A 13,564-nucleotide genomic window follows, 5' to 3' on the forward strand; every position below is an offset into this window, starting at 1 on the left:
AATTACCACAACTTTGTACTATAACAAATATTTAATATGAAAAAAACAGCAATAATTATTCTTTCTGATCCCAAGGCTGGTTCAGAAGAAGCACTTGGACGCGTATTCAACGCTTTGGCATCGGCATATGAATTCAAGCAGACAGGGGAAGATGTGAAGATTATTTTTCAGGGCGCAGGTGTAAGATGGCCTGAACATTTGGAAAAATCTGAGCATCCGGTTCATGGACTTTATTCAGAGGTAAAAGACCATGTTCATGGGCTATCTAAAGGCTGCGTTGCAGTGTTTGGAACTGAAATTTCCGGTTATGACCTGTTAAACGATAATGAAGTACCGGGTACTCCTGGCTTGCCGAGTTTCCTGAATCTGAGAAACGAAGGTTACGATCTTTTGATTTTTTAAACAGGCGACTGAACTGTCCTACGCCCAAAGCGAGGGACAGTTTTCGATTTAAGACCATGGGGGATTTTTTGAGTAAATTAGCAGGATCAATTAAAGGAAGTTATGCAGGACGAATATCAATATTATATGGATCAGTGTTTGGAAATCGCTAATGCGGCTTTGACAGCGGGTAATCCTCCGGTGGGTGCTATTCTCGTTTTTGAAGGCAAGGTGATTGGCAAAGGGCAGGAGGCTGGTAAGTCAACTGGGGACATAACCAATCATGCAGAAATCCTTGCGATCCGCTCAGCGATCAAAAATGGATATGCTGAACAGTTACCGGTGGCGCAAATGTATACCACACATGAGCCTTGTATCATGTGTTCTTATTTGATCCGCCACCACCGAATACCCGAAATCGTCTATGGCCTTTCGGTGCCTCATGTTGGTGGATTCACCTCGCAGTTTAGTGTTCTTGCAACTGAAGAGGTGCCGAGATGGGGAAACAAACCAAAAGTGATCAGTGGTATCTGTCTTGAGGAGTGCATTGGACTCAATGAGCAATTTTTAAGAACGCTAAATAATACCTAAACACGATGTTATCACAATCCGTTTACACACTTGTCAATCAACAGAATGGGAACTTGTCGTTTAAAGTTTTTGAATTTGACAACAGCAGTTATTTTGATCATATCCAGCGGAATAATTATTTCACTCTGATCATCATTACCTCGGGGGAAGGATTGGCCAAAGTGGATCTTTGTGAGTATCCGTTCGAGGAGAATACACTATTTGCTTTTTATCCTTATCAGCCGTTTATGCTGATTTCAGAAGGAACTTTGGTAGGCATTTCCATTCAGTTCCATCATGACTTCTTTTGCATATATAGGCACCATAAGGAGATAGCTGCTAATGGCATATTATTCAATAATATTTATGAGCAGCCGTTCATCACCCTAGACGAAAATGCAAAGACCAAGCTGCTCACTATCGTCAGAGAAATTGTAGCTGAGCTGAGGACAGATGCTTTAAGAAAAGACGAAGTCCTTGTTTCCTATCTGAAAATATTCTTGGTACTCGCTACCAGGATAAAAATCCAGCAGCAGTCTATCCAGGAGACAAATCCGCTTATGGGCAAACAACTGGCTATTGTACAAAATCTACGAAATGCCATTGAGGAAAACTTTCGGATTATGCATTCTGCCAGTGATTATGCCGATATGCTGCACGTAACGCCGATTGCCCTTGCGAGGGTTACTAAAAATCATTTTAACAAAACACTTTCGGATCTGATTACCGAGCGGATTATCGTTGAAGCAAAAAGGGAATTATATCTAACAGATAAAACAGTTAAGGAAATTGCCTATGAGCTTGGTTACGAAGACGAGTACTATTTCAGCAGGGTATTTAAGGTCAAAACAGAGATCTCGCCTCAGTTTTACAGAGATACGATAGGTTTTAACAGGGGTAAATCATAACTAATTCTGTAGAAATTATAACACAATTAATTGTTCGGTTTCTTTAAATGAAATATTATTAGCTTTGAGGTCCTAATGGAGAGCATTTTTCTACTTTGAAAGCTAAATATGAAGATAATCCCATATGGGAAATAGAGTTGATTCTGTTTTCCCACGTGGTACGCCGTTTTTTATACTGTTTACAACATGCCAAATAAACAGAAATCATCGGGGCAGGAATCTTAGACACGTATTCCTCATGTCAGCAATATACTTTCTCATCTTTGCAACGACCTTCAAATCATCAAGAAATTGGTTCGTACGCAATATATCGAGGGGCACAAAATCTTTCTCATATGGGAAAGATTCTTAAAAATTCTCTTATTAGAAGCCTTTGGAGTATACCTAGAGGCTTTTTTATTTTCGGGCTTCATCCTACTTCTAGATTGACAATTGGTGACAAGCAATAGCTGAACCAGGCAGTTTTCGTTATATATAGTTTTAAACTATTTTTTTTGACTTGCTAAATTCTTTTTAATCTTCATCATAATACTATCAGGTACAAAGCTTGACAGTTTAGCATTGAACCAGTTTTGGAAGCCCACTACTTTTTTTCCATTTCCTTCCAGTAGATGTTTTACAGCTTGAGTCGCCACCTCTTTTGGATGCATCGGCTTAGTCTTGTGAAGATTGGTAGATTGCATTTTGTCGGTGGTAAAACCAGTTTCTGTCGTTCCTGGGTAAAGAGAATTAACGATAACGCCGCTCCCTTTCAATTCGGCGGCAAGCGTATCGCTAAATGCCAATACAAACGCCTTGGTCGCAGAATAAACAGCAAAATAGGGGAATGGCAGAAACGAAAGTACTGAGCCTACATTCATGATCCTACCGGATTTACGGCTGACCATATCCTGTACAAAAAGCTTGGTGAGCACTACTAAACTGGAAATATTTAATTGAATCATATTCAGTTCTTCTTCCAGTGGCGTTTCAGTAAAATTGCCATAGTTGCCCACACCTGCATTGTTTGCCAGATGGCTCACAAATAAGTTTTCCTCTTTGATCTTTTTGTACAGGTCTTTAGCGGCATTCACATCAGAGAGGTCTGTAGCAAAATATTGGACCAGAATGCCATACATTTTTGTTAAATCAGCTTGCATCTGTTGCAATTTACTTTCCGTACGAGCAACCAGTATCAGATTAAATGCTTTCTCTGCTAACTGGTTCGCCATTTCGTATCCAATGCCGGATGATGCTCCGGTGATTAAAATATATTCTTTCATTTTTAGTAAAAATTAAGTGAGCAATATTTAAATTCTTCTTTTGAGTTGATTCCCTATTTCAGGAAATCAGCATCTTGGTAGGCCGGGTTTGGATACTTGTAAAAACCTTCTCCTGTAGATATACCCAGCTTGTTTTGATCAATAAAGTTTTCTTTCAAAAAGTCCAGTCTTTCCTTCCATAGCTCTTCTCCGGTCGATTCTGCATAGGAATTGATTACATTGTACGCAGTATTCATTCCTACAAAATCTACCATGGCCATTGGTCCCCAGTCAACTCCTAAACTTTTCATCCAGGTTTTGTCAATAGAGGCTATATCTGCAACACCATTTCGATACAAGTCGAACCCGGCCATCAATAAGGGCAATAGAAGGGAGTTAGTGATGTAACCAGGCTGTTCTTTGTAAATCGGAATGGATACCATACCGATCGTTTTGGCAAACTGAACGATCTGATCAAAAATTTCAGGATCTGTACCTGGATGTCCCATAATTTCAGCCAAGTTATTCTTTAGCAGATTAGTGGCGAAGTGCAAAGCTAAAAATCGTTCAGGCCGACTTGTTTTAGCAGCGAACAGGCTTGGCAACAGGGTAGATGAATTGGTGCAAAAAATTGTTTTCTCCGGGGCCAAACTACCCAATCTGGTATAAAAGTTCTTTTTTATCTGAATGTTTTCCGGAATCGCTTCAATAGTGAGATCGGCATCCTTTACCGATTCCGCTAAATCAGTTGTAAAACTTATTGTAGACACGGCAATATCCAAATCCGCAAGTTTGGCGTTTAAATCCTGCTGATACGATTGTTTAAATTGTTCAAATTTCAGCTTGGCAAGCTCCAACAGTTCTTCGTTGATATCGAATAAAGTCACATTATAGCCGTGGTAGGCTGTCTGAAAGGCAATCTGCGCACCCAGTACGCCAGATCCAAATACGGTAACGTTTTTAATATTCATAATATTTGATTTTTAAGTATGCGGTTAATCAAGAACGGTCTCAATTCTAGCAACAGGTCTTCCCATCTATTTTGACAGATCATATCTTTTCGTGCAATTGTGGAGGTATGAGTTTGTACATTACCGGTGTCACGATTCTTGACAATATCGTCGAGCTGATCAGTCCACCAATCAGTACGATGGCAAGTGGCGCGATCTGCGGATTGGGATTCATGGCAATCGGGATCAAACCACAGATGGCCGTTATGGAAGTAAGTACAACAGGTAAGAATCTGGTTTCTCCTGCAATGTTTATCGCCTCGTCTATACTTTTTCCCTCTTCGCGCAACTGATTGGTGAAATCAACTAATAGCAGCGAATTTTTTACCTGTATGCCTGATAGGCCTATGAAACCGATGATGGATACCAGTGACATCGGGTTTCCGGTTATAAGTAGAAATATCACTCCGCCCAAAACGCCCAGGGGGATAATCGACAAAACGATAATGATTCCCTTAAATGTCTTGAACTGTAGCAGCAGGACTGCAATAAACAGGAACGTGCTTAAAATGATAACCGAAAGGAAATTACCGCCCAGCGCATCACCTTCCGACTCGGCCTCACCCGACAATTTATAATAATAGCCTTTGGGCATTTTTAGTTTGTTGAGTTCTGGTACAATGTCTTTCAGGATATCGTTCGCCAGTACATCGTCCTTAGTAAGTGAGGTCACCTTTGCAAACCGCGATTTATTGAAATGGTTGATGGTGGTGGGCGAGGTTTCCAGTCCAATGGTTGCAATCTGATCGATCTGTATCGGTGAACCCTGGATATTGTTCACGTAAAGGTTCTTCAATGCGTCCAGATTTGAAAACTTATCACGCGGGATGGTGATCACCACGTTTCTCGAATCGCCTCTGTCGTCAATGTAATCTCCAACATTCAGTCCGGCTACGGCCATCCTGATCACCTTGTCGATGTCGCTGGTCAGTACGCCCAACGTCCGGGACTTTTCCTTATCGATCTTGATTTTTATGTCGGATTTATAGGCATTGAGTTCGTTATTGATGAAAAAAGTAGCTGGATGCTTGCGTAACAACTCTTCCACTTTGAACGAAAGCGACCTGAGGGTATCTTGGTTCTCCCCAAACACCCTCACCACGATATTGGCCTCGATTGGCGTACCTTGTTCAAAATCCTTCACCTCTATTTTTGCATAGGGGAAATCACTAAACTTGCCTCTGAGCGTTTTGATCAGTTCAGTCTTTTCGTTTGGACTTGTTTCTTCTTCCAATTGCACGAAAATCTGTGCGAAATCTGGTTTTATATCCTGTTGGTGCACGTTGTAATAGATCTGTGGATTGCCTTTTCCTACGTTAGAGGTATAATAAATGATTTCGCTATGTTTTTTCAGTTCCGTTTCTACCAGCTTTGTAGCCCTGTTGCTTTCAGGGATATTTGCCTGTAACGGCATTTTAATGTTGATCAGAAACATTGGTTTTTCCGAAGTCGGGAAAAGTTTGAACCCTGCCAGTGGGAAGAGTAAAAAGGCCAGAACACTCAATGCGATGGATATGCCAATGGTTACCTTTGGCCACTTCAGGGCAAGTGGCATAATGCCACGATATGACCAGGTCAAAAAGCCCTGTAGTTTTTTTAAGAAATAATTTCCCTCTCCATGGGTATGGGTTTTCAGGATCTTGCTGCCGATAAAAGGCACGAGCGTTAGGGCTACGATCATAGAAGCCAATACGCTGGTAATAATGGCCATAGGTAGGCTTCGGATGAATTCTCCGGCCATATCAGGAAGAAAGGCCAATGGTAAAAATGCGATCACGAGTGTTGCGGTACAGCCTACAACTGCTGCTCCGATCTGTTTAGTTCCTTTTAAAATGGCATCCTTTCTGGTATGCCCTTCCCTGAGCCACCTTTCGATATTCTCTACAACAACGATACTGTCATCCACCAACAATCCCAATGCTACCACAAGCCCAACAATACTGAGCTGGTTGAGCGAGAAGCCCAACAGGTTCATGGCAATCAGGCCAAGGGCCAGTGAAAGTGGAATAGAGATCATTACGATCAGCGATGGCCTGAAGCCCAAAGGTAACAGGGTAACCACCACAAGTAGGATGGCCAATCCAAAATCAAAGCCTAAGTGTCCCAATCGTTTGGACACCATATCTGCCTGGTCAAAGTTTTTGATCATTTTGATGTTCTCCGGCAATGTTTCTGAAAATTGTTCCAATACGGGAGTGTACTCTTTTTTGACCTGGCTGATATCCACATTGTTCTTCATCGAAGAAGTAACCAATATACAGCGTTGTCCATTGATCCTGGTAATGTGGTTAATGGTTCCGTCCTTATAGCCCACCTGAGCCACATCCTTTAGGTATATAATTTTTCCATTGGCGTTGTAGATGACCGTATTGGCCACATCTTCTACATTCTTGAACTTGCCACTGGTCTTTACATTAAAAACCTTGCTGTCCATATTGATACTTCCACCCGGAATGTCAGCCGCCTCACTTTGCAGACTACCCATTACCAAGTTCAATGGTATTTTGAACTGGGCGAGCTTATCCAGTTGCATATCAATTCGGATTTCCTGCTCTGGCATCCCTGTGTATTTCACCTCTCTTAGGTTGGTGATTTTTTCCAGCTGGGTCTTCAATTTGTCTGCATTATCCCTTAATATTTTGGACGAGGCGGTGTTTGAGATCAGTGCAACCTGGATGATCTTTACATCTGATGATGCAATTTTTTCGGTCTTGATCAGATAGATGTCCTTTGGAAGTTCGCCATTTTTAAGGGCATTGATCTCGGTTGATATTTCCTGGTACTTGTTGTCCACATCAACACCATACTTGAACTTGATCTGTATAGCTGCTACCCCATCTTCAACCGTGGTTAGGATCTTATCAATGTTCTCCAGACCATAGATCTTATTTTCAATGGGTTTTACCACCTGTTCTTCCATGTCCTTCGGACTGGTGCCGGGGTAGATTACCGTAACCAGGTATTGTGGGGGATGGGTTGTGGGATCTTCTGAGCGGGGCATGGTAAAGAGGGTAAGCAGGCCCACCACTGCCACCAGTACAAATATGATCAGGGTAAACTGATAGTTCTTTACGGCAAAATTTGTAATTTTCATATCGTCGTTTTTACTTGATAATTTTTACTGTGGACTGCTCGTTGAGATAAGCGCTATTAGAAATAACTATGCGCTCAATTCCTTCCAGTTTGTCTTTTAGATAAACATTTTTGTTGTCAAACTTCAGGATGGTTACCGGTACTTTTTTAACGCGATTCGCACCTTTAGGGGTGAAGATGTAACCTGTCTCTCCATCTGCCTCTACCAGGGCGCTAAAAGGAATTACGGTAGCATTTTGCGAGGCATTGGTCTGGATTGCTGCTTTTCCGAACATGCCAATTGCAGGCCTTAGATTGTCCAGTTGAAGCTTCAGCTCTACTTGGAAAGATCCATTAGCTGCATCAGCTGCCTGAAGTTTACGCAGTACCGTTGCCTGGAATGGCTGGTCAGGATATCCGGCAAGATTAACAATGGCCTGTTGCCCTGCCTTGATCTCGGCCCATTCCTGGTCAGTTACCCCCACCTTTAGCAGATAGCTGTCGCTCTTTTGAGTAGAGTTGGTCATCACCACTGGCATTCCGCCACCAATCACTTCCCCCTCGCTGGCCACCTTTTTAGTTACAAAGCCATCTGAAGCAGCATAGATTTTGGCATAATGCTGGTTAAAGGCGGTTGCCTCACTTGTTTTTTTTGCAACATCCAATGCCGTCTTGGTATTCTGTAGCTGTTCCAGCGTAAATACGCTGTCTTTGTAAAGGTTTACGGCCCTGGTATAGTCCCGTGTGGCCTTATCTACACCAAGGTCTGCCTGGGCCAATCCGGCCGCAATCTCGGTGGTGTTCAAGGTGGCAAGCAATTGCCTCTTTTTAAAAAATTGTCCCTCTTCTACCAGTATCTTACTGATTACCCCGCCAATCTTAAATGAATAATTGGCTTCATTTTCGGTGCTTACCAGCCCTGTGGCTTGAATGATACTGGTAACGCCAAATGAGGAAACGGGAGCAACCTTCACCGAGATGATATCTGGCTGGCCAAGGGGGTTTGTATTTTTCGGTTTTTCTTTGCAGGCGAACAATAGTGATGTAAGCGCAATAAGTGTGAGTTGTGTCTTGTTCATGATATTTATTGTATGTTGAAACTGGCGTTGGCGCGTTCGATAGCGGTAAGAGATATCCAGGTGTCGAATAGGGCAATGTTGGATTGGAGCTGGGCGTCTACCCATTGGTTCTGGGCGTCGAGCAGCTCTATATAAATGGCCATTCCCTCTTTATAGAGCTTGGCCATGTCATTATAATAGGTCTGGCTGGTTTTAAGTTGGGATTGCGCCGCCTTGTATTGGGCGATGGCACTTTCCAAGTTTGCTTTTCGTACTTGAAGTTCAGTGAGGAGTTGCTGACGTACATAACTACTTTGAGCGTCTGTAGCATATTGGGAAGCAATGGACTGTTTTATTTTATAGGAATTTCTTCCAGAGGAGAACAGGTTCCATTCCAGGGAGACACCCAGTAGATAATAGCGACTGTTTTTATTGAACTTCCAGTCAAAAGCCTGCGAACCCAAATCAAGCGAGGTACCAATCTTGGGTATCAGGTAAGACTTGGCAAGGCCAGTTAGATTTTTGTTGATCTCTTTGGAAATCTCCAATTTTGTCAACTCCTCACGGCTGCTCACTTCATTAAGCTGTAAAAGATCCTGTGCGGGCTCATGTGGGGTGTCTTCGGTAAGGATACTGTCCGTCAGAGGCCTGTTTAACAGGAAATTGAAATAATAGCGTGCTGATTCTTCTGTTTTTTTAGCCGATACCAGCAAAGCATTGATTTTTGAAACTTCATTTTGACTGCGTATCAGCGCTGTACGGTTGATCTTATTGTTTTCAAAAAGTTTTCTGTTGACCCTTTCTCCTTCTTCTAAGAGCTGGAGATAGGACTGGTAGATATGAATAGCATTGGTGGATTTAAGGTAGTTGTAATAGGCGGTCTTAATTTCTTTGACCAGTTCACGTTTGTAGAGCGTCACCTCTGCTTTCTGTAAATCGACCTGTTGTGATTTGATCCTTTTATTATAAATCAGTTCGGCATTTAAAATAGGCAGACTCGTACGGAATTTTGCATCATAAAAGTTATCCGGGTTGAGTAATATGCTTTGATTTTGCAGCTGGGGGAAGGAATTACTTCCCGTTAGCTGGTTGAGTGTCGCGTAGGCGGCATTGAATAAATCTCCTGTAGGAAAATCGATAGTACGACCGCCGTCCGCTTTGGTATAGGTGGTAGAAAAACTGACGGTAGGAAGAAACATGCTTTTCGCCTCTTTAAGTGCGGCTATGTTTCGTTGTAACAGGAAGGCTTGCTGCTTGATGCTTTGGTTAGATTCCAGGCCCCGCTGTATATACTGGCCGAGACGATCCTGGGCATTCAGGGCAATCGGAAAAGAAATTGTCAGTGCTTGCAGGACAATTAGCCAGTGAATAGTTCTGGGAATTTGATTTTTTTTAATCATTGTAATAAATTTAAACAGTGTTCAATAATAAGCCAAAAAAAAGGTTATCCTTTTTCCAGCAAGGTAACGAAACATGCATAGCCATTGACCATCAGCTCATCATTTGTCTTATTGATAAAGCTTGTGGTTCGGTCTTTACAAAACAGGGCGCAGATGCCGTGAAGTGCAGACAATAGCATGAAGGTGAAATATTCGGAATCCATCCCTTTAAACCGGCCATGCTGTTGGCATTCTTCTACTAAGTTCTGGAGGTGGCTGATGGCTTCCTTAGCGATTGTAAAACCACCATCTTCAGCGCTCTTGGATAACTCCTCCACGATGAACATCAAATTATAATAGTCTTTATTTTGCTGTGCAAACTGGATAAATACGCGTCCTACAGCTTTTAGCCGTTCGAACGGATCTGTGACAGAGTCCAAAATCCGGATTTCTTTCATTAGCAGCAAAAAGCCCTCTCTGTGAAGTTCACAGAAGATTTCGCTCTTATCCTTGAAATGGAAATAGATAACCCCAGGACTATAATTTATTTCAGTAGCGATATTTCGAATACTGGTTAGCTCGTAGCCTTTTTGGAGGAATACCTTGCGTGCACCGTTCAGGATACGCTGGTGCATGTTTAATTTCTCTCTTCGCTTACGTTCGGTTATGCCCATGATTTTAAAAATTGATGTAAAGATATAAATTGGATACTAATAATGTAGTTTAGACATTTTCTATACTGTGCATGCCAGCCCGGGGACTGAGCTTATCTATAACACTAATCCAATGCAACCACCTGCTTCCGTAATTGATACTTTTTTCATTGATTAAATTGTAAGTTTATTTCGGAAGCAAATTTATTGAACACTGTTCAATAAAACAAGAATCTTTTTTAAGTATCGGATTTACTTACAAAATTTAGACAATTCTAATGTTCAGTTATTAACCATCTGGAAATTTTATCTGTCGGCGACTTTTTTCCATGGCTTAGTCCCCCAGTTCTGTGTATATATAATAGTCAGCGTTGCAATATAACAATATATAGGCGGATGAGACCTTAACGTTGGGCTACAAAGCATGGATCAGCATCTATTTATATCTATATTTGGTTATCCCATATGGGAATGAGCGACCTTAGCGATTTCCCACATGAGATGCCATTTTTTACGTTAGTTACTTCCAATTGATTAAACGGAAATCAGCTTTAGGGAAGGCTAAACGCGTATTTCTCATATTATCAATATACTTCTTCATATCCGCAACTACCTTTAAATCTTCAAGAAATTGGTTTGTTCGGAGTATATCTGAGGGCACAAAACAAGTTTCCCATATGGGAAAGATTCTTAAAAATTCTTTTAATAGAAGCCTTTAGTCATATCCTAAGGGCTTTTTTATTTTCAGGTATCATTCGGGCCAAGGCATAAATTTTTAGAGCATGGGCTAAATTTCTAGCTTTGGTTTTGGGAATAGTATTGTGTTCCATGAACAGAAGGTCTTATTTATATATACCTTCACATCTGAGCAATTTGTATTTAATTGCTAGGATCAAACACTTTTAGGCGAATAAGATACCTGTGTTTCATGTTTAGAAAGATATATTTACATTTGTAGTAACTGATCATCCAATAAAATGAAGAATAGGATACATATTTTCAATTCACTTGAAGCTGCGAAAGAAAAGGAGATACAGGATATTATTAAACAATCACCTGTTGACCGTTTGAGGCAGACTGTCGAACTTATTTTACGTGTGTATCATGTAAGTAGAGAAGACCTAAAAAACAGAACTGCTACACGCAAAATCAGAATAATTACAACTGGATGAATCTGTTTATAGAAAAACACCAGGACTTATTAAAGGAACTTTTATTAAACAAAGTTGATTTTATTGTAATTGGTGGTTACTCTGTAATATTTCATGGCTATGCAAGAAGCACTGGAGATGTGGACTTATGGCTAAGACCTGATAATGTAAATAAGTTGAAGTTGTTGGGTGTTCTAAAGCAAATGGACTTTGACGAAGAGGATATACAGCATATAGCTGAGCTTGATTTTACAAAATATATTGTCTTCTCGATGTGGGATGAACCAGAAAAAGTGGATTTTTTGACCAGAATTAGCATGATAGAATTTGAGGATGCTGATAGGAGAAAAATTATCGCAGATATTGATGATATAAAAATTCCATTTCTTCACCTTAATGACTTAGTGTTGTCTAAATTTAATACTGGTAGATTGAAGGATAAGGCGGATGTGGAAGAATTACAAAAAATCCATAGCGGAAAGGGAGGCAGATCGAGATAATATATTTCTCATATCATCAATGTACTTCTTTATGCCAGCAACTACCTTCAAATCTTCTAAAAACTGGCTCGTTCGGAATATATCATCGAATACAGAGTTTAACATGGTGTTAAAATATTTACAGAAAATTGTTGAAAGGGTTGCAATTAATATTTGCAACCCTTTTTTGCTTTCTCACTAATATGAAAATCTATTTTGTGAGGACAAGTAACTATAAGCTTTCATTTTTTTATCGGAGTGATTATGATTTAACGAAATTAAAACAGAGATTAGTTTATCTTAGTGCCATCAAATTACCACTCATAACTAAAAAGTGAGGCATATAATATTAATGTTAATGGGAGTTTCCATTTCTTTATTGATGCATTCATGCGTTAACAAGGAAATGGAAAATAATGTTTTAAGTCATCAAGATTCATTACATATATTGGGTAATTCGTTAAGTTATATTTTAGAGCATACGGAATTACCCGATGAATTTTCGTCCAGCTCGCTCCAGATCGTTCCTTCCACGGTTGTGGCTATTGATTCAAGTCTACAGATTCAAAAACATACATTTTTATTGCTGCCTAAGGATGTTAAGGTAAGTCAGATTGTTTCAAGGTTAAATGTTTTAAAGCCTACGCCGTTGGTTGAGGTTTTAAAGTTTGATGTTGTTAACGGTCAAATGCATGTCCAAATAGTTTTTAGAACAACAGGGCATCTTTTTGAAGTAACCGTAGATAGAAATCATAAAGTTATCGACGTTGAGGAAAGTACGATTTAGCAAAGTAAAATAAACCTTATATTATGTTCACCGATTTTATGATGCTGAGGGTGATCAAAGAAAGAATCAATAATGGTGGAATGAAACGTATAAACAGTAATGGTCAGCTAGAAAATGCTAACCCATAATGAAAGAAGTTAAATATTTGTTATCGAGTGTGTTTTTTTTAATTTTTGGATGCTCAAATCCAAAAATTGAGAGGATAGAGTTAGACTCAAAATTTCAAAAAATTGCAAATGATGCAAAAATGGATTCGATAGAAATATCTAGATTCTCTATTTGCGATTTAACTCCAAGTCGCGATTGGGATGAAGTAGCGATACTGTCACCTTATATAATGAAAAAAGAACTTGAAGACGCCGGTATCATAGACTATAATCAGATCTTTGATGATTTGGAGAATGTAAATGACAGTAAATGTTCATTGTTGTTTTTGAAAGAAAAGAGAGCTATTGCATATAGCATAATTAGTAGGGCACCTATAGATTTTTCTCAATTGAAGCTTCTTAAAAGTGTTGTTTTATTAAATAAAAGAGACTGCGATAGATTAAGATTGAGAAAAACGAAATCTGGATTTGATTTATTTCTCGAAAAATAGCCTTTGTTTATCATTTCGAATTTAGTTTTATTTCGTAACGTATTCTTCTTTATGCCTGAAACTACCTTCAAACCCTCCAGAAATTGTTGTGTTCGGAGTATATCGTCGGGCACAGAGTTTAACAAAGTGCTAGTATGGGGTTAAAATAAGATCATTTGCCTGCGCGGTTGAAATGCAAACTGCTAAAGGAAAAATATTTCGATTTTGAGGGGGCGAGTGTTTTTTTGAGACATCTGCATTTTTTAGCGATTAGCGAAGATTAAATTGATGTTGTTTT

Annotated in this window: 13 protein-coding genes; 7 read left to right on the forward strand and 6 right to left on the reverse strand. The window is 40.0% G+C overall.

Translation table 11 applies throughout. The features are described 5' to 3' along the window. Positions 1-36 precede the first annotated feature (36 nt). The 3 genes from AC6CH7_RS01330 (at position 37) to AC6CH7_RS01340 (ending at position 1,859) form a co-directional block, all read left to right on the forward strand. A complete protein-coding gene (locus tag AC6CH7_RS01330) occupies positions 37-402 on the forward strand; it encodes a hypothetical protein (RefSeq protein ID WP_498260957.1) in 366 nt (121 codons plus the stop codon). A 102-nt stretch (positions 403-504) separates the two neighbouring features. Continuing rightward, positions 505-972 (forward strand): nucleoside deaminase, encoded by a 468-nt coding sequence (locus AC6CH7_RS01335; protein ID WP_498260958.1) that lies wholly within the window; start codon positions 505-507, stop codon positions 970-972. Positions 973-977: 5 nt separating this feature from the next. Beyond that, entirely contained in the window at positions 978-1,859 is an 882-nt protein-coding gene (locus AC6CH7_RS01340) for a helix-turn-helix domain-containing protein (protein ID WP_448103528.1), read from the forward strand. 485 nt (positions 1,860-2,344) lie between these two features. Here the strand turns inward: AC6CH7_RS01340 and AC6CH7_RS01345 are convergent, their stop codons facing one another. The 6 genes from AC6CH7_RS01345 to AC6CH7_RS01370 all read right to left on the reverse strand — a co-directional run bounded on the left by AC6CH7_RS01345 (position 2,345) and on the right by AC6CH7_RS01370 (position 10,293). Further along, a complete protein-coding gene (locus AC6CH7_RS01345; RefSeq protein WP_498260959.1) occupies positions 2,345-3,121 on the reverse strand; it encodes an SDR family NAD(P)-dependent oxidoreductase in 777 nt (258 codons plus the stop codon). 53 nt (positions 3,122-3,174) lie between these two features. Further along, a complete protein-coding gene (locus AC6CH7_RS01350) occupies positions 3,175-4,071 on the reverse strand; it encodes a 3-hydroxyacyl-CoA dehydrogenase (RefSeq protein WP_498260960.1) in 897 nt (298 codons plus the stop codon). 79 nt (positions 4,072-4,150) lie between these two features. After that, a complete protein-coding gene (locus AC6CH7_RS01355) occupies positions 4,151-7,204 on the reverse strand; it encodes an efflux RND transporter permease subunit (protein ID WP_498260961.1) in 3,054 nt (1,017 codons plus the stop codon). A 10-nt stretch (positions 7,205-7,214) separates the two neighbouring features. Further along, positions 7,215-8,261: an efflux RND transporter periplasmic adaptor subunit gene (locus tag AC6CH7_RS01360; RefSeq protein ID WP_498260962.1), complete on the reverse strand. Its 1,047-nt coding sequence runs from the start codon at positions 8,259-8,261 to the stop codon at positions 7,215-7,217. Between the two features lie 5 nt (positions 8,262-8,266). Beyond that, positions 8,267-9,640, reverse strand: a complete 1,374-nt coding sequence (locus tag AC6CH7_RS01365; RefSeq protein WP_498260963.1) for a TolC family protein — start codon at positions 9,638-9,640, stop codon at positions 8,267-8,269. 44 nt (positions 9,641-9,684) lie between these two features. Next, complete coding sequence (locus tag AC6CH7_RS01370; RefSeq protein WP_498260964.1) at positions 9,685-10,293, reverse strand: TetR/AcrR family transcriptional regulator; 609 nt, start codon at positions 10,291-10,293, stop codon at positions 9,685-9,687. A gap of 956 nt (positions 10,294-11,249) precedes the next feature. Here AC6CH7_RS01370 and AC6CH7_RS01375 point away from each other — a divergent pair. From AC6CH7_RS01375 to AC6CH7_RS01390, 4 genes are all read left to right on the forward strand, one after another. Beyond that, a complete protein-coding gene (locus AC6CH7_RS01375; protein ID WP_498260965.1) occupies positions 11,250-11,444 on the forward strand; it encodes a hypothetical protein in 195 nt (64 codons plus the stop codon). Further along, the gene (locus AC6CH7_RS01380) at positions 11,441-11,923 is read left to right on the forward strand and encodes a nucleotidyltransferase (RefSeq protein WP_498260966.1); all 483 of its coding nucleotides are present in this window, start codon (positions 11,441-11,443) and stop codon (positions 11,921-11,923) included. The genes AC6CH7_RS01375 and AC6CH7_RS01380 overlap by 4 nt, the downstream gene beginning before the upstream one ends. A gap of 337 nt (positions 11,924-12,260) precedes the next feature. Further along, positions 12,261-12,689, forward strand: a complete 429-nt coding sequence (locus AC6CH7_RS01385; RefSeq protein ID WP_498260967.1) for a hypothetical protein — start codon at positions 12,261-12,263, stop codon at positions 12,687-12,689. 127 nt (positions 12,690-12,816) lie between these two features. Then, positions 12,817-13,287 carry a hypothetical protein gene (locus tag AC6CH7_RS01390; protein WP_498260968.1) on the forward strand — a complete coding sequence of 157 codons (471 nt, stop codon included), beginning with the start codon at positions 12,817-12,819 and terminating at the stop codon, positions 13,285-13,287. Positions 13,288-13,564: the final 277 nt, after the last annotated feature.

This window comes from Pedobacter sp. GQ55 (genome assembly GCF_059758925.1).

What these genes read in the sequence shown, in the direction of transcription:
- AC6CH7_RS01365 (WP_498260963.1), bottom strand. Translation starts at nt 9,640, where the DNA reads ATGATTAAAAAAAATCAAATTCCCAGAACTATTCACTGGCTAATTGTC.
- AC6CH7_RS01370 (WP_498260964.1), bottom strand. Translation starts at nt 10,293, where the DNA reads ATGGGCATAACCGAACGTAAGCGAAGAGAGAAATTAAACATGCACCAG.
- AC6CH7_RS01375 (WP_498260965.1), top strand. Translation starts at nt 11,250, where the DNA reads ATGAAGAATAGGATACATATTTTCAATTCACTTGAAGCTGCGAAAGAA.
- AC6CH7_RS01390 (WP_498260968.1), top strand. Translation starts at nt 12,817, where the DNA reads ATGAAAGAAGTTAAATATTTGTTATCGAGTGTGTTTTTTTTAATTTTT.
- AC6CH7_RS01380 (WP_498260966.1), top strand. Translation starts at nt 11,441, where the DNA reads ATGAATCTGTTTATAGAAAAACACCAGGACTTATTAAAGGAACTTTTA.
- AC6CH7_RS01340 (WP_448103528.1), top strand. Translation starts at nt 978, where the DNA reads ATGTTATCACAATCCGTTTACACACTTGTCAATCAACAGAATGGGAAC.
- AC6CH7_RS01360 (WP_498260962.1), bottom strand. Translation starts at nt 8,261, where the DNA reads ATGAACAAGACACAACTCACACTTATTGCGCTTACATCACTATTGTTC.
- AC6CH7_RS01355 (WP_498260961.1), bottom strand. Translation starts at nt 7,204, where the DNA reads ATGAAAATTACAAATTTTGCCGTAAAGAACTATCAGTTTACCCTGATC.
- AC6CH7_RS01345 (WP_498260959.1), bottom strand. Translation starts at nt 3,121, where the DNA reads ATGAAAGAATATATTTTAATCACCGGAGCATCATCCGGCATTGGATAC.
- AC6CH7_RS01335 (WP_498260958.1), top strand. Translation starts at nt 505, where the DNA reads ATGCAGGACGAATATCAATATTATATGGATCAGTGTTTGGAAATCGCT.
- AC6CH7_RS01350 (WP_498260960.1), bottom strand. Translation starts at nt 4,071, where the DNA reads ATGAATATTAAAAACGTTACCGTATTTGGATCTGGCGTACTGGGTGCG.
- AC6CH7_RS01385 (WP_498260967.1), top strand. Translation starts at nt 12,261, where the DNA reads ATGGGAGTTTCCATTTCTTTATTGATGCATTCATGCGTTAACAAGGAA.
- AC6CH7_RS01330 (WP_498260957.1), top strand. Translation starts at nt 37, where the DNA reads ATGAAAAAAACAGCAATAATTATTCTTTCTGATCCCAAGGCTGGTTCA.